Genomic DNA, 20,302 nt, shown 5'->3' with positions numbered 1-20,302 from the left:
ACGTGCTGATTCCCGCGCGGGTGAGATGTCGTCTGGTGGCATCTGTTTCACAGCGACACTGTCGTGGGAGCGCCGAGTGGGCGACCACCCGTCAGGTCGCGGTGCGGACCCCGCCGGTCGGCCGGACCCGCGCAGCCGACCGGTCCGGCCGCGCAGGTCGGTCACGAACGGCCGATCACCCTGGACGACAAGCGAAATCCCTGCCGTGCGGTGACACGGGCAGGTAGGCGCGGCTGACCGCGTTGGCGGTGCGGGGAAGCGCGACCGAGCCCGGGTGGGCCATGGACATCGGCCACCACCACGACCGGAGCCGGCCCGTCGTGCTCGCGGGCGAACGCGCCGAAGGTGCTCGCGAAGGCGGCCCGCGTCGAACCAGTCGCGCGGAGCCCCCGGCTGACCCGGTAGCAGCACCACGACCGGCAGCCGCGGACGAGGCGTCGCCGCGTACGCGGGCGGCAGGCAGCTCCACGCCGGTCGCGCCGCGAACGCACCGGGAATCGCCGCCTCCGACACCGTGCCCTTCTCAGGCAGGTCAGCGGGCCTGCGCCACACATCGGCGAGCCGGTGCCCGGCGGGGACCTTGAGCACGCGCGCCGCAGGCGGTGCCGCCTCGTCCGGGTCCACCCTGGTATTCGTGAACACCTCGAGCACCGCACGCGTGGTGGGGCACAGGCCGAAATGTGCGTTGCTCGCGACCGGGGCGCTTCCCGTCACGACCACCTGTCTCTGCGGATCAGCAACGCGATCACGGCGAGCACCCCGGCCACGGTCGCGGCGACGGGGACCGGTCCGGTGATCACCGACAGGTCCGGGGTGCTCGGCATGCGTTTCGTTCTCCCCGCAGAAGAGGAGCGTGGCAGGTGCCGGGGAGGCCGCACCTGCCACGCTGGTTTCGACGGGCCCGCGGCTGAGGGCTGTTGACGCCGCTCACGCCCGGGAACCACATCGAGGTGGGTCAGCCCTCGTCGTCGCCGAAGAACTCGTCCGCCATGCCGCCCAGCGCCATGCCGCCGAGCACACCGCCCGCACCGGCGGCGAGCATGCCGCCCATGCCCGCCCCGCGTCGCTGGTCCTGCTGGTGGTCGTGGCCGCCGTGACCGGGCTGGCCGCCGAAAGCGCGCTGACCCCCGTACACGGGTTGCCCGCCGTGACCCATCGGTGCGCCGGAAGCGGGGTTGTGGCCCGGCTGACCGATGAACGCCGGGTCGGGAGCGCCACCGCCGAAGGCGGGGTTCGTCGCGGAACGCGCGGCGACCCGCGTCAGCCACGCGCCGATGGCGGAAACCCAGTCGGTGGCCCGCGCCTCCTGGTGGGATACGCGGAGATGACCGGTGGTGTCCCCACCGGAGTTGAACCCGCCCCGCCGCCGGTCGGCCCCGAGGATCACGCGCAGCTCGTGCGCGGTGGCGACGAAGGTCAGCTCGACCTGGTCGACCCTGCCCGAGAACTGCCCCGGCGGGACGAACTCGAGCTCCTGGAAGAAGCCGAGCTCGTGCGCCACCCCAGGCAGGTGCCCCGTCTCGACACCGGTGCCGCGGAACGAGAAACCGAGCTGCCCGAAAGCGTCCAGCACCTCGTTCTGCGACGGCAGCGGACCCACCAGGACAGCGTCGAGATCACCCTTGTCGGGAGCGCCCGCGATGACCAGCTCGGTGCGCACGCCCACGCTCATCCCCGGCAGCGCCGCACCCGCGACCGCGGTGATCGGCGTCTCCCACGGCAACACCAGCCGGAACGGGACCGACACCAGTCGACCCGCGGGCACCCGCAGGTCCTGCTGCACCACCGACCGGGAGAACTCCGTGCCGTCACCGCGTTCGTCGTCGTGGCCGAAGGAGAAACCGCCGCGGTCGACCCGGGTCACGAGGGACAGCACGACCTGGCCGATCTCGGCGTCCGAGCTGCCACCCTGGACGCGGACCTGTCCGGTGACCGACTGACCGGGCACGGCATGCGGCGAGTCCAGCACGGTGTCGACCGACGGGCCACCGATGCCGAAGGCACTCAGCATCCGGTTGAACATGAGAAGCTCCCCTCCTGGGACGGAATGACCGAACCCGTGACGCATCCCAGTGTTGTGGGCCACCGGTGCCGCCCCCACCTGCCGGACGTCCGGAACAACCCGCTGCCTGGCTGGACCCACCCCCGCCGGTCGGCACGCTCCGCACCCCCGGCCCTGGAAGGCGGTGCGGTTCTCAGCGATGCGGACGAACTCGAAGAAGTCCAGCCGACCGGCGATGACTTCCGGCCAACTGACCGGGTCACCGTCCGCAGGCAGGACTCCACGCTTGCTGCTGAGGCCGATCACCGCTTCGGACCACACAACGACGAGTGGGCCGCGGTGTTGTCGGTGACCTTCTTGCTCGTCCTGCGTCCCCCTGGGGGAGTCCATGTCCTTTCTGACCGATGCCCTCGAAGGGCTCGCCGGTCTGCCGCAGCCCGCCGTGCTGGCCGTGACGGGTGCGTTGACGCTGGCGGAGTGCACCCTCGGGGTGGGTTTCCTCGCGCCGGGGGAGACCGCGTTGCTGCTGGCGTCCACGACGGTGACGAGCATGTCCCGGTTCGTGGTCATGTGGCTCGTGGTGACGGCGTGCGCGGTCGCCGGGGACAGCATCGGCCACCACCTTGGGCGCCGTTGCGGTGATCGGCTGCGTGACAGCCGGATCGTGCGCAGGATGGGGCAGCAGCACTGGGACAAGGCGGGGGACCTGTTGCGGCGCCGGGGTGCGTGGGCGGTGTTCGCCGCGAGGTTCCTGCCGGTCGTGCGGACCCTGGCGCCTGCGTCGGCGGGTGCGTCGAAGCTGGAGTACCGCCGGTTCTTGCCCGCGTCGATCGCGGGGGCGGGGTGCTGGTCGGCGTTGCACATCGGCATCGGCTCGGCCGCGGGCGCGTCCGCGAAGTACGTCGAGTCGGTGTTCAGCGGGGCGATGTGGGTCGTACTGGGTGCCGTGGTGGTGGTCGGCGTGGTCGTGGTGCTGCGCAGGCGCAAGCGGGCTGCGGCGGCCGAAAGCGAAGAGCTGGAGGAAGTCGTGTGATCGCCGGTTCGCATCACCTCAGCGGTACCACTGGACTCCCGGTCTTTCCACTTGCGCTGTGACCAGGAGAGCTGGTGGGCGGTGTCGCGGAACCGTTTGGGCGACGAGCCGACCACGCGGCGGAGCGTTGTGCTGAACGCGCTTTCGGATTCGTAGCAGGCGGCGAAGGCGAGTCATGAGATGGATCGGTTGTCACGGCACAGGGTGCCGCGGGCGAGGCTCATGCGCCGTTGGACGCGGTGGTCCGGGGAAGCGGTGCCGACCTGGTTCTTGAAGGACGCGGCGAACGCCGAGTGCGGAACGCGGCCGTTCAGGTCGCTCCCGTTGACGCCTCCCTGCCACCTCGGAGGAGCGTCTCGCCGCGCTCGAAGTGGCCGCCCGAGGATACGTCCGCACCCAGCGGCCCGCGAGCACCCTGCGCCCATGACGCTGGCTGGAAGGTCTGGCCGAGGTGCGTGGCCGAGCCGGGCGTCTCGGACGCCTTGGCGCCAGCCGGGGCGCTCATGGGCTTCGTCGTGTGGCTGGAGCGCCGGGAGGCCCGCTCCCACGGCCGTGGACCGCCGCGCCTGGCTGGTGCCGTCGTCGGCCTGCGAGGGGGCGGTGCGGAGCCACCCGAGGTCACCACAGAGGCCGCCAGGGCGGTGCTGAACGGCTACTGGCGTTGGCATGCCGAGGCAGGGGAGATGCGTGGCCGGGGTATGGCCACGGCGATCACCATGGCGGTCCGAAATCCCGCGGCAGCTTCGGCGTTCGGCAGCCCGCACCTGCTTCCACGATCGGGGGTCCACAAGGATGCCCGATCGGGTCAACGACGCTGGAGCAGATTGTGACCCTGTTCGGTGCCCGACGGGCACGCTGCTCCAGATCTGCTCCATGCCGGTGCACCACTGTCCACTCGGGACGAAAAAAATCATCCGCTGACCATGTCTTCTCAGGTCAGCGGGTGAAAATGTAATGTTGTTCAATTGTGGAGCTGGGGGGACTCGAACCCCTGACCCTCACACTGCCAGCACGGACGGATCATGCCGCTGACCTGCGGAAATGGAGAACATCCTGGTTGGGTGGTGCGGTTGATTGCAGCTGAGTACGGTTTGCGTCCTTGGGTGGTCTTCTTCGCGAGAGCTTGCTCCACATCTGCTCCAGCCGACCGCCTGTTGCGCTGCGTGCACCTGTCATCGGTCGCCAGGGTGAACGCGCTGCTGTCGTCGGGGCCGAGTCCGTGTCTTGGTGCGTCCTCGGCTCGATCTCATTCTGTGTGCTGGCGTCTTGGGGTGTTCTCGTCGTCGGGTTAGGAGCGGGTGGCTGTGTTCGTATCGGTCAACCTTGGGTAGTACTGCAAGCCGCCGACCCCGTTGTGGATGTCAGGGTGGCTTGGAGGCTGTCTGACTGGCTGATGAGCCGGTCGACGAAGGCCCGAGCGCCCGCGAAAGCGGTGCCGCCGGTGAGCACGGCCAGCGGTGTCGAGTGGGTGGCGGCACGCAGCAGGATGCCCGCGGCGATGGCGGTCAGCAGCGAGAGCAACAGCACGAGGGCAGTGCGGACGGTGGAGTGCTTGGGCTGGGGATCGTTGGGGGCTTTGTCCATCGTGTTCCCCAGGTGAAGGCAGTGCCGAGCTGTCCCCCAGGTCTCAGGGCTCGGCCTGCGAAGACCCCTGATCCGAGGTCTCCTCTGAAGTGTCACCTGGTGCCCGATCAGTTGACACGGGGTGGTGGGAGAGGGTGGATCAGGTCATGGATTTCCGGGTGTTCTCACGTGCTGTGTTCTGGTGGATCTTCTGCTGGCCCAGCGTGCGAGGTGGCTGAAAATTCCAGGTCAGCGTTGCAGTGCGGCGACCGGCTGCACGGCGGTGGCCCTCCATGCGGGGATGAGTCCGGCCAGCAATCCGGCTGCGGTCCCACCTGCGACGGCCAAGGCGGCCGAGGGCAGGTCGACGACGGGTTGCCAGCCGTTCCACAGTGCCACCGCGACGACGGTCAGCACGCCAGTCGCGCTGCCGAGCAGGCCACCTGCTGTGCCGAGCAGGGTCGTCTCCCCGATCAGCTGGGCGAAGATGTGCACAGGTCGCGCGCCGACGGCGCGGCGCAGGCCGATCTCACCGACCCGGGACCTGATCTGGGCGGTTGCCGCGTTGCCTATTGAAACAGCGCCGATCGCCAGTGACACGAACGAGAGGATGACGGACAGTTGCGTCACGTTCGCTTCGACTTCGCGGCGCAACGTCTTCGGGTCCGGCGGTGCGTTGGCCGTCAGCGCCGTCGGGGTGGTGGGCGAGAGGGCCAGGGGCGCCTGTGCACCGATCAGGGATGCGGCCCCGGGTATCGTCCTGATCACGACGTCGTGCTGCACGTCGGGCATCCCGTCAGCCAGTCTCGCCGCGCTGCTGTATGGGACGACAACACCGGCCAATGTCTCCGGCTTGCTCTCCACGTCGTCGAAAACACCGATCACGATGTACGACCGGTCATTGATGAACACGGCGACACCAACTCGATCGATCGCCAGGCGTTCGGCGGTGCCGATCGGGAGCAGGGCGACCGGTTGGCCACTCGAATGGTGGAATCCGTCGAATCCCCGCCCGAGGACGATGTGCGGTTCGATGACTCGCAACGCCCCGGCGTCGACTCCCATGACCCTTGTCGGCGCTCCCTCGTCGAGGCTGAAGGACCGGGAGACCGCCAACTCCGGCAGCAGCAGGCGCCTGCCCGCCGACTCCACACCGTTGAGGCGATTCAACCGGTCCAGTGCCGCGTCGGACTGCCAGTCGGGTTGCTCGTCTCGGTGTGCGCGTTCGGCACCTGTCCCGCTGGACGCGGGCGCCACTGTGACCTCGGTGGCCCGGCGCACGTCGAAACTCTCCGACACCTGCCCTGAGATCGTCGAGGAGATCCCGAGCGTCGCCACGAACGCCGCCGCACCGAGAACCGTGCCGAAGGCCGTCAGCAGGGACCGTGCGGGGTGTCCGGTGACGGAATGCAGGGCCTCCATGGCCAGATCACCGAGGCGCAACCTCGCGGGTACGAGTCCCAACGACTTCAAGGACATCCGGCTGCCTCCGTCACGGAACCGTCGCGCACGGTGAGTATGCGGTCGCCGCGCGCGGCCACTTCGCGGTCGTGCGTGACGATGACCAGTGTGAGGCCATCGCGGTGCAGCTCATGCAGCAACTCAAGCAGGTTTTCGGTGTTGACCGAGTCGAGGTTGCCGGTTGGCTCGTCGCAGAACAGCACGGCGGGTTCCCCCGCGATCGCCCTGGCGATCGCGACCCGTTGCTTCTCGCCACCTGACAGCGTCCTGGGGTCCGCGTCCGCGCGGTGGGACATGCGCACCCGGTCGAGAGCCTCCGCTGCACGGTTCCCTCGCTCCTTGGGCGAATGAGGTCCGTAGAGCATGCCCAGTCCGACGTTCTCCACTGCCGTCCGTCCTGCGAGCAAGTGAAACGCCTGGAACACGAATCCGAAGAGTTGACCCCGTACCGCTCCCCGGACGGCTTCGGTCATCGCGCCGGAATCGACGCCCTGGATGAGGTACTGCCCCCTGCTCGGCTTGTCGAGCAGGCCCAGGACGTTCAGCAGCGTTGACTTCCCGGCGCCGGACGGCCCGGTGATCGTGATGTGGTCACCTGCTTGGACGGTCAGATCCGTCTCCCGCAGGGCCATGACTTCGTGACCGTCGTCGTACACCCTGGTGACGCCCCGCAAGTCGAGCAGGGCACTCATCCGATGGCCCGGCCCACGACCACCGGCGTGCCCTCGGTGAGCGCGGTGGGTGGGTCGACGATCGCCACCCACCCGTCGGCCGTTCCGCCGACGCGGACGTCGTGGTCGGTGGTGGCGCCGCGATCCTCGACCGTGACGAAGGTCGAACCGTCCATTCGTGAGTACACGGCGGTGATGGGGACGGCGAGCACCGGGGCCGCGCCAGTCGTGTCACCCACCGTGACCCGAACGGTGTGGTTGGGCGTGGGTGCCAGGGCCGGTCCGCGGAAGACCAGACGAACGTCGTACCCAGGCGCCCCGTCGGACCCTTGCCTCGGTGTGGTCCCCACGGTCTCGACCGCCGCCGTGGACCTCGTGCCACCCACGTCGTCGATCACCTCGGCGGCCGCACCCGGCCGCAGCGCCCCGATCTGGTCTTGGCCGACCACCGCCGTCACCGTCGCCGGTCCGGCGTCGAGTTCGAACAGCGCCTGAGACTGGCCGTTTCCCCCGGACTCTCCTGCACCGGGTGCGGCGGTCTGCCCCAAGACGTCGCCGATGGCCACACCCACCTTGCTGATCACCCGGGTCGGCCGGTCGATGCGGATCACGTGCGCCTTCGACAACGCCACCGCAACCGGCGGGTGCACTTCTTCCTGTGGATCGCCTGCGGCCGGGGTGGTCGTTGCCGCCGGCGGGGCGGACCGTTGAGTGAGTCGATAGCCGCGCGCGAGGTACATGCGTCCGAGAGCGGCCTGGGTCGCCGCGTCGAACGCGCCGGAGCCGGGGACCCGATACCCCATGCGGCGCAACGCCTTCTGCACCTCGTGCACATCCGGCCCGGTCATCCCGTCGCTGATGTCCCGGTACAGGGGAAACGGCAGAACCAGCGGGAAGACCGGTTCCCCGGAGACCTCGACGACGACTTTCCCCTCGACCAGGACGTCGCCTGCACTGACGAAGACATTGGTCACCACGGCGTTCGGTCCCGTGACCGGCGCCGACACCCCGATCGACGCGCCTGCCTCGACCTTCCCGCGCAGGAGGACCTTCTCCACCAGCGTCTTGCGCTGCGCGGCCACGGTGATCAATGAAGGTGGGGGCGCGGCTGCGTCCGCGGCGACCTGCTCAGGCGACTTGAGTGACGGGGCGACCCAGGTCGCGGCTCCGAGAACGACCGCGAAGGCGAGCGTGATGACAACCGGTCGGACCCACCGCCTGCGTCGGGTCACCGGCCGAGCACCTTCGCCGCCTCCTTGGCGGCGGCCTCGATCGTGGGGTTCAACTCGACGAACTCGACGGCGTGGTCCTCGACGATGGACCTCTGCTCTTCCTCGGCCACCTGGTCCGCCTTGGCGAACAGGCCGGTCTCCGTTCGACACCGCACGAGGGCGACAGCGAAGTCGACCTCCTGTTGCGTCGGCACGTACTCGATGGCGGGAGTCGGCGGGTGGACCGTCACGGTGGTGCCGCCGTCCTCTCCGGCAGGCTCGCTGCCGCCGACGTGGCTGCCCAGCTTGACACCGAACGACTCGGGCGAGCCGGGGTCCCCACCCGCAGCGGTGAAGCCGCCTGCCGACAAACAGTCGATCACGGCGTCGCGGAAGTCCTCGCCGACCTCATCCAGGACACCGCCGTACTCACTGGCCAGGGCGTTGCCCAACTGGTAGTACTGCCTGAAGGGACCGGTGTCGACGACCGCCTTCCAGGCCGTTGCCTCGCAGTGGTCGATTGCCGAGTTGTACGCGGCATCCCCCGCCCCGGACACACGTCCAGGGGTCGCAGGCCGTGGCTTCCCCAACCCGTACAGCCTGGCCTGCTCCTCGGTGCGCGGCTCGAACGGGTCGGCCTCGAACCCGAAACCGGGTTCCGTGTGCACCGCCAACAGGTTCGAGAACTGCGAGTACCCTCGGTCGACCATGCACTGGGACTGCAACTTGATCTGCGCGTCGTTGATCAGCGCCACATCCGCGCTGCGGAACAGGTCGAACGGGCGCTGCGCCCCCGGCGGCAGCGGCGGTAGAGCCGGGCGGGCCTCCGCCGCGCAGGCCGTTGCAGTCGGGATGACGCCGACCACGATCGCCAAGATCACGGACAGTTCCCTGCGTGGCTTCACTGATCCTCCGTTAGAACGCGGGCACGGCGTCGCCGCCGTGCCCGCCACGGCTCCGCTACCCGCTACCTGACGGAGGAGTAGTTGTGGTGGCCGTTGTCGTCGTTGACATCACCGTTGAAGTTCTGCCAGAAGTTTCCTCTGGAGAACCGCTGGTAGTCGTTGTTCTCGAACAAGTCCCACTCTTCGTGTACGAAGACGTCGTTGACCGTGTCGCGGTTGTTGATCGAAGACGCCTCCCCCTTCAGCTCAACGTATCCCGGAAAGGTGTACTCGCCGTGGTCGGCGGGGTTGTAGAAGTGCTTCTGCGGGACCCCGCCATTGGAGTGTAGCGCGAAGCAGTGTTCCCCCGAGTTGCAGTCCGAGCTGCCGTCGCCGACGTTGTTGGCCGCTGCGACACCAGGAACGGCGATACCGAAGGCGAGCACCAGACCGGCGGCGGCGAGCGCCTTGGTCGCGAATCCCATTACCGACCCCTCTGCAATGTGGTGCCCGAGAGTCGGGCGTCAACGAAGTCGACATTAAGATCGGTGACCGTCATGCCGCATCGGCCAACCGCGTACTTATGGCACAGGCTTGCCATGTGTTGCGTCACAGTGCAATCTCGAGTGTGGTGATTCGACGAGTCAGATGTCCGCGTGGCCGCTGATGGCAAAATTGGCTTGCCCAACTCATGAGATGGTAGTACGCAAGGGTTCTCAGGCTGAGGATGGCGCATGCGGTCGGCCGGTAGTCGCGGTGACCATGCAAGCAGTAAGCGCGTCTTGATCCCGATGCTGGACATCAGGTGCGCTTGGATTTTGATGGTCCGGGTGGATGTAAGACCTATATGCATGGGTGATGAATCCCATGCATGGAAGCCAAGGTCGAGGCGGTCGTGGTGTTTCAGTCGTAAGTCGATGAAATGTACCGCATCAACCGGAGCAAGTGGTTGTGGCGCCTGTCTGCTCGCTACGCGAAATAATCCAGAACTAATTAAGATTCGATGAATGGTGGTGTCTGCTGTGGATTCGAGAGGGTAGTAGTTCACTCAGGGATGCGGGTACATTCAGTTCCGGTTTCGCGCATCCGTCGCTCGCCGTCGCGCAGGCGGGTGGCGAAGGCGTTGTAGTCGAGCTCTTCTCGCTCCAGGTGTCGAAGCTCCGCGAGGTGGGGTTCGCCGGGCCATCGGGTGCTTGCCCAGGGTATTGCATGAATTCTAGGTGGAAACGCTTGACTAAGTGTGATCCCCGGTAAGAGGTCAGCTGTGCGCCGAGGGGGATAACCGGCGCGGTGGTCATCGGTTCGGCAAGGTGGTCTCGTCCGGGTTCGTGTCGCTGAGGACGTGTCGGTGCTCAGCGGACATCGAACCGACTTGGGGGTTGGTGCGTGATTGGGCTTCGTGGATACTCGATATCGCATATAGCCTGTTCAGGCAGGGCCTCGCTGGCCCTCCGGGGCCAGCGAGGATCGCAACGAGCGCACCCGCCGCTACCTCGCCGAACACGCCCCGCAGCGCCGGCCCTCCCGGGCCGGCGAGGATCGCAACTTCACTGTCAACGACGCCGCTATGGCGCAGGCGCAGGCAGCGCTGGTGGCCCGAGCCGAGGCGATCAACATGGAGGTTCGGAATCCCGCGGTAGCTCCGATGTTTCGGCAGCCCGTACCTGCTTCCACGATCGGGGGTCCACAAGGATGCCCGATCGGGTCAACAACGCTGGAGCAGATTGTGACCCTGTTCGGTGCCCGACGGGCACGCTGCTCCAGATCTGCTCCATGCCGGTGCGCCACTGTCCACTCGGGACGGTAAAACAAGATCACCCGCTGACCGTGTTTTCGCAGGTCAGCGGGTGAAAATGTAGTGTTGTTCAATTGTGGAGCTGAGGGGACTCGAACCCCTGACCCTCACACTGCCAGTGTGATGCGCTACCAGCTGCGCCACAGCCCCGGATCAGCCACGCTCGGGAGGGTTGCTCCCTGGCGTGCTGCGCATACGTTACAACACCCCGTCGGGAGGGCGAAAACGGGGGGTGCCCTCTTGGGGGCTTCCCAGGTCCGACCTGGGGTGTTAGACCGGAGGGCGTGACCGGACTGGACAGCGTTGTCCCGATGGTGGACGCGGCGGCGGAGGGTGTTGGCGTCGAGGAGCGGCGGGGGGTGCAGGAGCGGCGGCTCCGGGGGTTGGTGGACCGGTTGTTGGGGGCCGGTGGGGTGCAGGCGGAGCGGTTGCGGGATTGCGGGGTGTCCTCCGGGCGGGATGTGGGGTTGGGGTCGTTGGGGAGGTTGGCGACTGTTCGGAAGCGGGACCTCTGGGAGCACTACCCGTACGGGTTGCGGGCCGTGGACGCCGGTGAGGTGGTGTGCGTGCACGGGTCGTCGGGGACTGGGGGGCGGCCTACTTTGGTGCCTTATACCGCTCGTGACCTGGACATCTGGGGTGAGGTGATGGCTCGGGCGTTGGGTGGGGCGGGGGCGACCCGGTCGAGCGTGGTGCACAACGCCTACGGGTACGGGTTGTTCACCGGGGGGTTGGGGGTGCACCACGGGGCCGTGCGGTTGGGGGCGACTGTGGTGCCGGTGTCCGGGGGGATGACCGAGCGGCAGGTGCGGTTGGTCCAGGACCTGCGGCCGGACGTGTTGACCTGCACGCCCTCGTTCGCCGTGCACCTCGGGGAGGCGATGGTGGCCGCGGGGGTCGAGCCCACCTCGTTGCGGGTGGGGGTGTTCGGGGCGGAGCCGTGGACGGAGGGGATGCGGGGGCGGATCGAGGCGCTGCTGGGTATCCGGGCGTTGGACGTCTACGGGTTGTCCGAGGTGATCGGGCCGGGGGTGGCGGCCGAATCGCTGGATTCCGAGGGGATGTTGAACGTGGCCGAGGACCACTTCTACGTCGAGTGCCTCGATGCCGATGGCAACCAGGTGCCTGATGGGACGCCGGGGGAGTTGGTGTTCACCACGCTCACCAAGACCGGGATGCCGCTGTTGCGCTACCGCTCCGGGGACGTGGCCACGTTGGCCGGGCCCGTGCCGGGGGCTGCGCGCACCCTGCGCCGCATGTCGAAGGTCCTCGGGCGCACCGACGACATGCTGGTCGTCCGCGGGGTCAACGTCTTCCCCGCCGAGATCGAGGCCGTCCTCCTCGCCGACGGGCGGGTCGGTTCGCACTACCTCGTCGTCGAGGACCGGCGGGTGGCGGCGCGGCCGGAGTTGCGGGTGCTCGTCGAGGCTTCGGGTGGGGCTGATTCCGTGGGGGCGGCTCTGGTGGTGGCGCTGCGGGAGCGCCTGGGGTTGACCTGTGACGTCCGGGTGGTTGCCGCGGGGACCGTGCCCCGCGCCGAGACCGGCAAGGCCCGGCGGCTGGTGCGATGGGCGTCCGGGCCTGCCCCGGTGGCGGGGTTGGACTGACCTTCGGGGGGCGAACCCGTGTTAAACACGCTTTTCGTGACTGTGTGCGATCCACTGGGGACGGACGGAGAAAGTGGGGTGTGACCTGTAACACTGCCGTGGTCCGGGGTGATTCCGGGGTATGGCCGATGAGCAGGTGGGTGCCGAGGTGGCCCGGGCGGCGGTGTCCCGCCAGGTGTTCGAGGGCCTGGGGTGGGAGCGGTTCACGCCGCACGCGGCGGCGGGTGTGCTGGGGGTGATCGTGTTGCTCGGGGCGCCCACCCGGGAGCAGATCGCGCGGTTGGCTGGGCAGTCCTCGGACGCCGCGGTGGGGGAGGCGGCGCCCGCGTGGGTGGGGTTGGAGCCGTGGGACGCCTGCGGCCCGGACCGGGAGCGGGCGAAGGTGCTGCGGGACCTCGTGGCCGAGGTGGACGGGTACGCGCGGGGGCTGGGGGTGGTCGAGCCGCGCACGGTGGGGGACGTGCTGGACTACCTGGTGGCGTGCCGGGTGGTGACGGGGTTCGTCGAGGACCGGCGGGCGCGGTTCCGGCTCAACCCCCGGGCGCCGCTGCCCGCGGAGGTGTTGGACCTCCCGGCGGAGGTCGTCGCCGCGGAGGACGAGTTGCGGTGGCTGGCGCTGCACCGGCCGGTGGTGCGCGGGCTGATCGACCTGTTCGGCGCCCACGGCGACGACCCGGTGGACGTGCTGCACACCAGCCTGGGGGAGTTGGCGGGCGCGCTGCGCGTCGAGGTGGAGTCGGTGCGGGCCGCGGTGGTGATCCTCGGGGAGCAGCCCGACTTCGAGGTCGGCCCGGACCCGGAGCGGCTGCGGGCGGGTGAACCCGTGCGCATCGCCGTGGACTGGGCGAACTTCCTGGACTTCCGGTTCGACGTCGCCGCGGGGGACTGACCTCCCGGGCGCCGTGCTCACCCCGGCCGGGTGGGCGGGTGAGAATGGGCGGATGTCGGATGAGGGCACCGCGGCCGTGCAGCGCACCCGGAACCGGTGGGGCGAGGGGGAGCGGCTGCGCGGGGAGATCCTCGACGGCGCGGGCAGGGTGCTCTCGGAGCTCGGTGGTGGCGACGGGCTGACCATCCGGGGTGTGGCGCGGGTGGTGGGGATCGCGCCCGCCAGCATCTACCAGCACTTCGCCGACCGGGAGGCGCTGGTGCGGGGGTTGATCGCGCACGAGTTCGACCGGCTGCGCGACCTCATGCGCGCCGCCGACGAGGCCGTCGACGCCGGGGACGCGGTGGGGCGGTTGCGGGCGCGGCTGCACGCCTACTGCGCCTTCGCCGTGGACAACCCGGGGCACTACCGGTTGATGCTGGGCAACGGGGCCGAGCGGCCCGCGCCGGACCGCCCGCCCGCCGGGCCGCTGGTGGACGTGATCGACACCCTGCGGGTCGCCTTCGAGCGGTGCGCCGAGGCCGGGCACGCGCTGCGGGTGCCCGCGGACCGGGCGGCGGTGATGGTGTTCGTGGGGGCGCACGGTCGCGTGGCGTTGCTGCACAGCAACCCGGGGGAGCAGCACGCGCGGGCCGTGACGCCGTTCGTCGACGAGTTCGTGGACCTGCTGTTCGTGTAGTCCGTCACACCGGTACGGCCGGTTTTTCCCTTTCCTCCCAAGAGGTGTTGCGCCGTCGAGGTGAACCGGCGGGCGGGTGGTTGGCGAGGGTTCACCAAGTTGCCTAACATCTGTTCAGCAAGTATCCGAACAATTGTTTGGTAACTGTGCGTGGTGACAGGAGGTTCCGATGACCCGGGTTCTGCCCGAAGTCCCCGCCTACCCGATGGCCAGGGACGGCCGCTGCCCGTTCGACCCGCCACCGCCCCTGGGCGGGCTGCGCGAGGACGCGCCGGTGTCGCGGGTGCGGCTGTGGGACGGCAGCACCCCGTGGCTGGTCACCCGCTACGCAGACGTGCGGGCGGTGCTGGCCGACCCGAGGGTCAGCTCCGACTCCGACCTGCCCGGCTTCCCGCACACCACCCCGGGGGTCGCCGCGCGCCGGGGGCGGGTGAAGTCGTTCATCACCATGGACGACCCCGACCACGCCCGGCACCGCCGGTTGCTGACCTCGGACTTCACCGTGCGCAGGATGGAGGCGCTGCGGCCGCGGGTTCAGGGGATCGTCGACGGGCTGATCGACGACATGCTGGCGGGCCCGCGGCCCGTCGACCTGGTGCAGGCGTTCTCGCTGCCGCTGCCGTCGCTGGTGATCTGCGAACTGCTCGGGGTGCCCTACGCCGACCGGGACTTCTTCCACCGGGCGAGCAGGACGATCATCGCCCGGGACGCCACCCCCGAGGACGCGGTCGGGGCAACCGATGACCTGCTGGCCTACCTGGGCGACCTGGTCGACCGCAAGGACGCCGAGCCCACCGACGACCTGCTGGGCAGGCTGACCGCCGAGCAGTTGCGCACGGGGGCGATGTCGCGCGCGGAGATCGCCTCGATGGGCCTGCTGCTGCTCGTCGCGGGCCACGAGACGACCGCGAACATGATCACCCTGGGCACCGCCGCGCTGCTGCGCGAGCCGGGGCAGTTGGCGCTGCTGCGCGACGGCGGTGACCCGGCGGTGGTGGCGAACGCGGTGGAGGAGCTGCTGCGCTACCTCACGATCGTCCACCTGGGACGTCGGCGGGTGGCGCTGGCGGACCTCGAGGTGGGCGGGGTGCTCATCCGCGCGGGGGAGGGGATCATCGCCGCCACCGACGCGGCCAACCGCGATCCGGGGGCGTTCGCCGACCCCGATGCGCTGGACATCACCCGCAAGGCCCGCCACCATGTTGCCTTCGGGTACGGCGTGCACCAGTGCCTGGGGCAGCCGCTGGCCCGGGTGGAGATGCAGGTCGCCTTCGAGACGCTCTACCGGCGCCTCCCCGGCTTGGCCCTGGCCGAGCCCGTGGAGCGGCTGCCGTTCAAGCACGACATGATCATCTACGGGGTGCACGAACTCCCCGTGACGTGGTGAGCCAGGGAGAGGGAGCCATCGTGAAGGTCGAGATCGACCAGGACAAGTGCATCGGCGCGGGCCAGTGCGTGGTCGCCGCGGGTGCGGTCTTCACCCAGCGCGAGGACGACGGCATCGTCGAACTGCTGGTCGCCGACGTGCCCGCGGGCTCCGAGGACGGGGTGCGCGACGCGGAGATGGTGTGCCCCGCCGGGGCCATCGTCGTCCACGACTGATCGGGACCGTCGTCCACGACTGATCGGCGCCCGTCGTCCGCGACTGATCGGCGGCGTTGTCCACAACTGAGCAGCGTGGTCGTCCGCTGACGGATTTCGTTGTCCACAGTTGAGTCCGCTGTGGCGCACAGGGGCGTCCGCGAGCGCGGGCGCCCCTTGTGGTCGGTGGCGGTCGTCCTCGGCGTTCGCCCGATCGGGGGTACTCCCGATCAAGTCCACTGTGGACAACGACGTTGGGCCGATCGTGGCGGTGCGGCGGGAAACTGGCACATCGGGGGTGATGTGCGCGGCGGATTTGTCACGGGCGCACCTAGCCCGCCGGGGCGGTTTCCGGCGATGCTCGTCAGCGCCGATCTTGTCGAAGGAGCCGAGGGGGCGCGATGGGCAGCGACAGCCCGGCGGCCGGTGCCGAGCCGTCCGCTCCCGGCCGGGCCGCGGCGCTCTGGCCGGTGGTGGTGCTCGGGGCGGTGGCCGCCGCGGTGGTCGCGGTCGGGCTGACCGCGCGCACCGCCGCACCGGTCCTGGCCGGGCTGCCGGACCCGGGGATCGCCGTGCGGGCAGGTCTGCCCGGGGTGCGGGTGGTGGCCGAGGTGCTGGCGGTGCTGGTGGTCGGGGCGTACCTGGCCGCCGTGCTGCTGGTGCCCGAGGGCCCCGACCGGGACCGGGCGCTGCGCCTGGGCGGGCGGCTGGCCGGGTTCTGGGCGCTGCTGTCGGCGGTGCTGGTCGTGCTGACCGTGGCCGACGCCATGGGCATGACGCTGGGCGAGGTCGTCGTGCCGAGCATGCTGTTCCCCGGGATCGGCCGCTTCACCGTGGCGATCGCCTGGCTGGTCTCGGCGCACCTGGCCGGGCTGGTGTGGCTGTGGGAGAAGCTCGCGGTGCCGCCGATCGCGCTGCTGGCCACCGCCGTGGCCGGGGTCGCCCCGGTGGCGCTGACCGGGCACTCCTCGGCGGGCGGCAACCACGACTGGGCGGGCGACAGCCTGATGGCGCACGTGGTCGCCGCCTCGGTGTGGGTCGGCGGGCTGGTCGCGGTGCTGGTGGTCGCGGGCGCGCACCGCTCCTACGCCGTCACCGCCACCAGGCTGTACTCGGCGATCGCGCTGGGCTGCTGGCTGGTGGTCGCCGCGACCGGCGTGGTCAACGCCTTCCTGCGCGTGCACCCGGTCGACCTGCTCACCACCGACTACGGGTACCTGCTGCTGGCGAAGACCGCGGCGGTCCTGCTGCTCGGCGCCCTCGGGTACCTGCACCGCGTGCGCACCATCCCGCGCCTGGAGGCGGGGAAGTTCCGGGCGTTCCTGCGGTTGGGCGCGGTCGAGGTGCTGCTGATGCTGGTGACGGTCGGCATCGCCGTCGGCCTGGCGCGCTCCCCGGGGCCGCGGGCGGGGGCGGCGCCGGGGTCGGTGACCGAGGAACTGCTCGGCTACGGCCTCCCGGACCGGCCGACGCTGGTGCGGCTGGCGACCCAGTGGCGGCCGGACCTGGTCTTCGGCACCCTCGCCCTGGTCGGCGCGCTGTGGTACCTGAGCAGGCTGCGGAACCGGGCGTGGCCCGCGGAGCGCACCGCCTCCTGGCTGCTCGGCTGCCTCGTGCTGGCGGTCGCCACCTCGTCCGGCCTGGGCCGGTACGAGCCCGCGGTGTTCAGCGCGCACCTGTTGGTGCAGGTCCTCGTCGGTTTCGTGGCCTCGGTGCTGCTGGCCCACGGCCGGGCGCCGGAGCTGGCCGGGGTCCGGGCGCCCGAGGGCGCCGAGGACGCCGGGGCGGGTCGGTGGCCGAAGCCGTGGACGGTGGCCGGGGTGTACGCGGTGCCCCCGCTGCTGCTGTACGCGGGCGGGCTCCACGACCAGCTCGCCGGGCAGCACTGGGTCCGGGTGGTGCTGCTGCTGTGGTCGCTGGCCGCCGGGTGGGTGCTGTTCTCCGCGCCGGTCCCGCGCCGCGGTCCGGTGCTGGCCGTCGCGGTGGTGTACCTGGTGTGCGGCATCGCCCTCCTGGAGCGCGAGAGCGTCCTGGGGCAGTCCTTCTACACCGCGCTGGAGCTGGGGTGGCGGCACGACGCCGCGGGCATCCAAGCGGCGGCGGGGTGGATCGCGGTCGCCGCGGCGGTGCTCGTCGCGGTGTACGCGGGCAGCCTCGGCGCACGTCGGGAGCCGGAACCGTACTGAGGCATCGACCCTGAGGCACCGGCCCCCCGGGCGTTCGCTCTGGGCGGCTTCGCGGTGGGCGGAAGCGGTGGAGGCGGGCGCTCCCGGTCCGGTTGGCTGCTCCCATGCGACGACTGGTGGTGGCGGCGTCCGTCCTGGCCGCGGTGGTGGTGCCGACCGACGGGCAGGCGGCGGCAGGCCCGAGGTGGGGGGACTGCCCGGAGGACGTGGTGGGCCGGTGCCTGCGGGTCCGGGTGCCGGTCGACCACGCGCGGCCCGGTGGGGCTTCGATCGACCTGGCCGTCTCGCGGATCGCGGCGGCCGACCCGGCGCGGCGGGTGGGGGTGCTCGTCCTCGCCCCCGGCGGGCCAGGGGGCGCGGGGCTGGGGTTGCCGGGGCAGCTCGCGCCCCTGCTGCCGCGGTCGGTGCGCGACCGCTACGACCTCGTCGGGTTCGACCCCCGCTTCACCGGCCGCAGCGCGCCGGTGGGCTGCGGGTTGACCGAGGCCCGGCTGCCGGACCTCACCCCGTGGCCGCGGCCGGGCGGCACGCACGCGGTGGCCGTGGACCTCGCGCGCCGCTGCGACCGCCACGCCGGGGCGGCGCTGCCGCACATGGGGACCGGGGACACCGCGCGCGACCTGGACCTGGTGCGGCGCGCGCTGGGGGAGCGCCGGATCTCCTACCTCGGGTACTCCTACGCCACTCACCTCGGCGCGGTGTACCAGTCGCTGTTCCCCGCCCGGGTCGACCGGATGGTCCTCGACAGCGCGGTCGACCCGGCGCGGGTCTGGCGCGGTGCGCTGCGCGGCTGGGGTGAGGGCACGGAGGTCCGCTTCCCCGACTTCGCCGCCTGGGCCGCCGCCCGCGACGGCGAGCTGGGCCTGGGCGCCACCCCGGCGGCCGTGCGCGCCGCGTACCTCGACGCCGCCGCCGACCTCGACCGGGCGCCGCGCACCCTGCTCGACGGCAACCCGCTCACCGGGAACCTGCTGCGGGAGGGGATGCGGGAGGCGCTGTACGCCGATGCCGGCTTCCCCGCCTTCGGGGCGGTCCTGGCCGACCTGCGCCGGGGGGTGACGCCCGCGCTCACCCAGGGGCAGGTGGTGCCGATCCTGGCGGGCAGGGCCGCGCGCGCCTCCCGCGGCTGGCCCGCGGTGCCGGTGGACAACTTCGCCGCGGGCTTCCTCGGCGTCGTCTGCCGCGACGGGGCGTGGCCGCGGGACCCGGCGGTCTACGCGCGGACCGCGCGGCGGGAGGCGGCGCGGCACCCGCTCGCGGGGGCGATGGCGGCCGGTGAGTTCGCCTGCGCCGCGTGGCCGACCGGCCCGGCGCCGCAGCGGGTGCGCCCGGCCGCCGCTCCGACGCTCGTCCTCGGCAGCACCCGCGACCCGGCCGGTCCGCTGACCGGAACCCTGGCGATGCGGGCCGCGCTGGGGGAGCGGGCCGCGTCGGTGACCGCCCGGCAGGGCGGGCACGGCGTGTACCTGCTCTCCGGCAACGCCTGCGCCGACGCGCTGGTCTCGGCCTTCCTCGACGGCGGGGCCCTGCCGGGGGACACTTCTTGTTGACATGTGCGCATCCGGGTCGCTGTCCACTGTGGATGTGGCACAACGGCGGACCCGTCCACCCCTGATGAAGGTGTGGTCGCGCGGTGCGGCTTTCGCACAAATCCGGGGCGGGAAGTGCGCTCCTGGTGACAAGAAGCAGGTTGCCGTGAGGTTTCCGTTGCGTTGACGCGGAATACTCTGCTATCTATTGGCGCAGCCTTGTGCGGTTCGTCACCGTCCGCGCGGGGCGGACGAGGCTTCGAGGCGGACGGGGAGGGCGGATGCGACAGCGCGGACGTGGCACCCCGGTTCGCCACCCCGACACCCGTACGACGGGCTGTTCCCGCCCCGCGGACACCGCGGGCGGGCCCGGTGGGCACCGGCACGGCGGGGGTCGCGTCGACGGCGGTCGCCCGGAGCGACCCCGATAGGGCACCGCTGCCCCGCACGCGCCTTCCGGCCGCTCCCGCGCCGGGAGTGGCGCTCCCGCGCCGTTTAAACATCCAATTTCGCGATTCGTGCCGTGTGCGCTCCGTAGGTCGATTTAGCGCCGAAAAGACCTGACTCGGCGACACCGCCGGGAGCGGCCGTTCTTGTCACCCCCAGACAACTCCACCCCCGGGCACCCGGGGGTTTTTGTCGCTGTCCGTCACCGGGCAAACCGGCTCTCGGATGCCTTCGGTATTTCTCGCTCCCGTGGTCAAAAACCGGCGGCAGTATTGTGCTCCGGGGTGGAAAACTGCTGGTCGCGGCCAGGTTCGACGGGAAGGTCGCTGCGATGACGAGGGGTTTTCACAGTGTGCGGGTGTCTGACTCTGCTAAGCGCGTGGCGCCGGAACTGCGGTCGGTGACAAGTTCTGGGTTAATGCAGTCGAAATGTCGGCCAGTCCTTGCCACACCTTGTGGGTCTGGTTAGTCTCTTGTCTGGCGGCTATCGGCGGAAACCACACGGTTTCCCCATCGGAATACTCGCCATACTCTCGGCCGAGCGGATCATTCCGCTTTGTCTTGTATCGACGTGGATACACCAAGCAAGGAAGGTTGACCGTGAACCCTCGCAAGGTTTCCAAGAAGCTGGTCACGGGTGTTGCCGTGACCAGTGCGGCCGGTCTCGTCGCCACCGGTCTGCTGCTCGGCTCGGGCTCCAGCTCCGCCGTGCCGGTCTCGCTGACGCTGAACTACACCTGCCCGTTCCCGCTGATCGGCAACCA

General features: G+C 70.4%; 15 protein-coding genes and 1 tRNA gene. 8 read left to right on the top strand and 8 right to left on the bottom strand.

All coding sequences use genetic code 11. The annotated features are described in order from the left end of the window. Window positions 1–955 precede the first annotated feature (955 nt). A complete protein-coding gene (locus UO65_RS17450) occupies window positions 956–2,023 on the bottom strand; it encodes a sporulation protein (RefSeq protein WP_035283829.1) in 1,068 nt (355 codons plus the stop codon). A gap of 367 nt (window positions 2,024–2,390) precedes the next feature. Here UO65_RS17450 and UO65_RS17445 point away from each other — a divergent pair, with 367 nt between their 5' ends. After that, window positions 2,391–3,035: a DedA family protein gene (locus UO65_RS17445; protein ID WP_035283826.1), complete on the top strand. Its 645-nt coding sequence runs from the start codon at window positions 2,391–2,393 to the stop codon at window positions 3,033–3,035. Between the two features lie 1,317 nt (window positions 3,036–4,352). On the opposite strand, the gene UO65_RS17440 is transcribed toward UO65_RS17445, so the two are convergent. From UO65_RS17440 to UO65_RS17410, 7 genes are all read right to left on the bottom strand, one after another. Then, window positions 4,353–4,619 (bottom strand): hypothetical protein, encoded by a 267-nt coding sequence (locus tag UO65_RS17440; protein ID WP_035283824.1) that lies wholly within the window; start codon window positions 4,617–4,619, stop codon window positions 4,353–4,355. 228 nt (window positions 4,620–4,847) lie between these two features. Next, window positions 4,848–6,077 (bottom strand): ABC transporter permease, encoded by a 1,230-nt coding sequence (locus UO65_RS17435; RefSeq protein WP_035283821.1) that lies wholly within the window; start codon window positions 6,075–6,077, stop codon window positions 4,848–4,850. Then, window positions 6,068–6,751, bottom strand: coding sequence for an ABC transporter ATP-binding protein (locus tag UO65_RS17430; protein WP_035283819.1), 684 nt, complete (start codon window positions 6,749–6,751; stop codon window positions 6,068–6,070). The genes UO65_RS17435 and UO65_RS17430 overlap by 10 nt, the downstream gene beginning before the upstream one ends. Beyond that, window positions 6,748–7,962, bottom strand: a complete 1,215-nt coding sequence (locus tag UO65_RS17425; RefSeq protein WP_152552134.1) for a peptidoglycan-binding domain-containing protein — start codon at window positions 7,960–7,962, stop codon at window positions 6,748–6,750. Before UO65_RS17425 ends, UO65_RS17430 begins: the two co-directional genes overlap by 4 nt. Beyond that, window positions 7,959–8,822: a hypothetical protein gene (locus tag UO65_RS17420; RefSeq protein ID WP_035283815.1), complete on the bottom strand. Its 864-nt coding sequence runs from the start codon at window positions 8,820–8,822 to the stop codon at window positions 7,959–7,961. Before UO65_RS17420 ends, UO65_RS17425 begins: the two co-directional genes overlap by 4 nt. Before the next feature lie 86 nt (window positions 8,823–8,908). Then, window positions 8,909–9,310 (bottom strand): hypothetical protein, encoded by a 402-nt coding sequence (locus tag UO65_RS17415; RefSeq protein WP_035283813.1) that lies wholly within the window; start codon window positions 9,308–9,310, stop codon window positions 8,909–8,911. Between the two features lie 1,387 nt (window positions 9,311–10,697). Further along, a tRNA-Ala gene (locus tag UO65_RS17410) sits at window positions 10,698–10,770 on the bottom strand. A 134-nt stretch (window positions 10,771–10,904) separates the two neighbouring features. Between UO65_RS17410 and UO65_RS17405 the strand changes: the two genes are divergently transcribed. From UO65_RS17405 to UO65_RS17375, 7 genes are all read left to right on the top strand, one after another. Continuing rightward, the gene (locus UO65_RS17405; RefSeq protein WP_233427676.1) at window positions 10,905–12,227 is read left to right on the top strand and encodes a phenylacetate--CoA ligase family protein; all 1,323 of its coding nucleotides are present in this window, start codon (window positions 10,905–10,907) and stop codon (window positions 12,225–12,227) included. Window positions 12,228–12,348: 121 nt separating this feature from the next. Continuing rightward, complete coding sequence (locus UO65_RS17400; RefSeq protein WP_035283812.1) at window positions 12,349–13,116, top strand: DUF6042 family protein; 768 nt, start codon at window positions 12,349–12,351, stop codon at window positions 13,114–13,116. 52 nt (window positions 13,117–13,168) lie between these two features. Next, window positions 13,169–13,795 carry a TetR/AcrR family transcriptional regulator gene (locus tag UO65_RS17395; protein WP_152552133.1) on the top strand — a complete coding sequence of 209 codons (627 nt, stop codon included), beginning with the start codon at window positions 13,169–13,171 and terminating at the stop codon, window positions 13,793–13,795. Window positions 13,796–13,964: 169 nt separating this feature from the next. Further along, window positions 13,965–15,182, top strand: a complete 1,218-nt coding sequence (locus tag UO65_RS17390; RefSeq protein WP_035283811.1) for a cytochrome P450 — start codon at window positions 13,965–13,967, stop codon at window positions 15,180–15,182. Between the two features lie 20 nt (window positions 15,183–15,202). Continuing rightward, complete coding sequence (locus tag UO65_RS17385; protein ID WP_035283810.1) at window positions 15,203–15,397, top strand: ferredoxin; 195 nt, start codon at window positions 15,203–15,205, stop codon at window positions 15,395–15,397. A gap of 380 nt (window positions 15,398–15,777) precedes the next feature. Continuing rightward, a complete protein-coding gene (locus UO65_RS17380; protein ID WP_052021281.1) occupies window positions 15,778–17,562 on the top strand; it encodes a cytochrome c oxidase assembly protein in 1,785 nt (594 codons plus the stop codon). A gap of 104 nt (window positions 17,563–17,666) precedes the next feature. Continuing rightward, complete coding sequence (locus UO65_RS17375) at window positions 17,667–19,112, top strand: alpha/beta hydrolase (protein WP_035283809.1); 1,446 nt, start codon at window positions 17,667–17,669, stop codon at window positions 19,110–19,112. The last annotated feature ends 1,190 nt before the right edge of the window (window positions 19,113–20,302 follow it).

Origin of the sequence: Actinokineospora spheciospongiae (genome assembly GCF_000564855.1) — a bacterium.
Classification (GTDB): Bacteria; Actinomycetota; Actinomycetes; order Mycobacteriales; family Pseudonocardiaceae; genus Actinokineospora; species Actinokineospora spheciospongiae.
The sequence above is the reverse complement of the archived record's forward strand: the minus strand, read 5'-3'. Positions and strand labels throughout refer to the sequence as shown.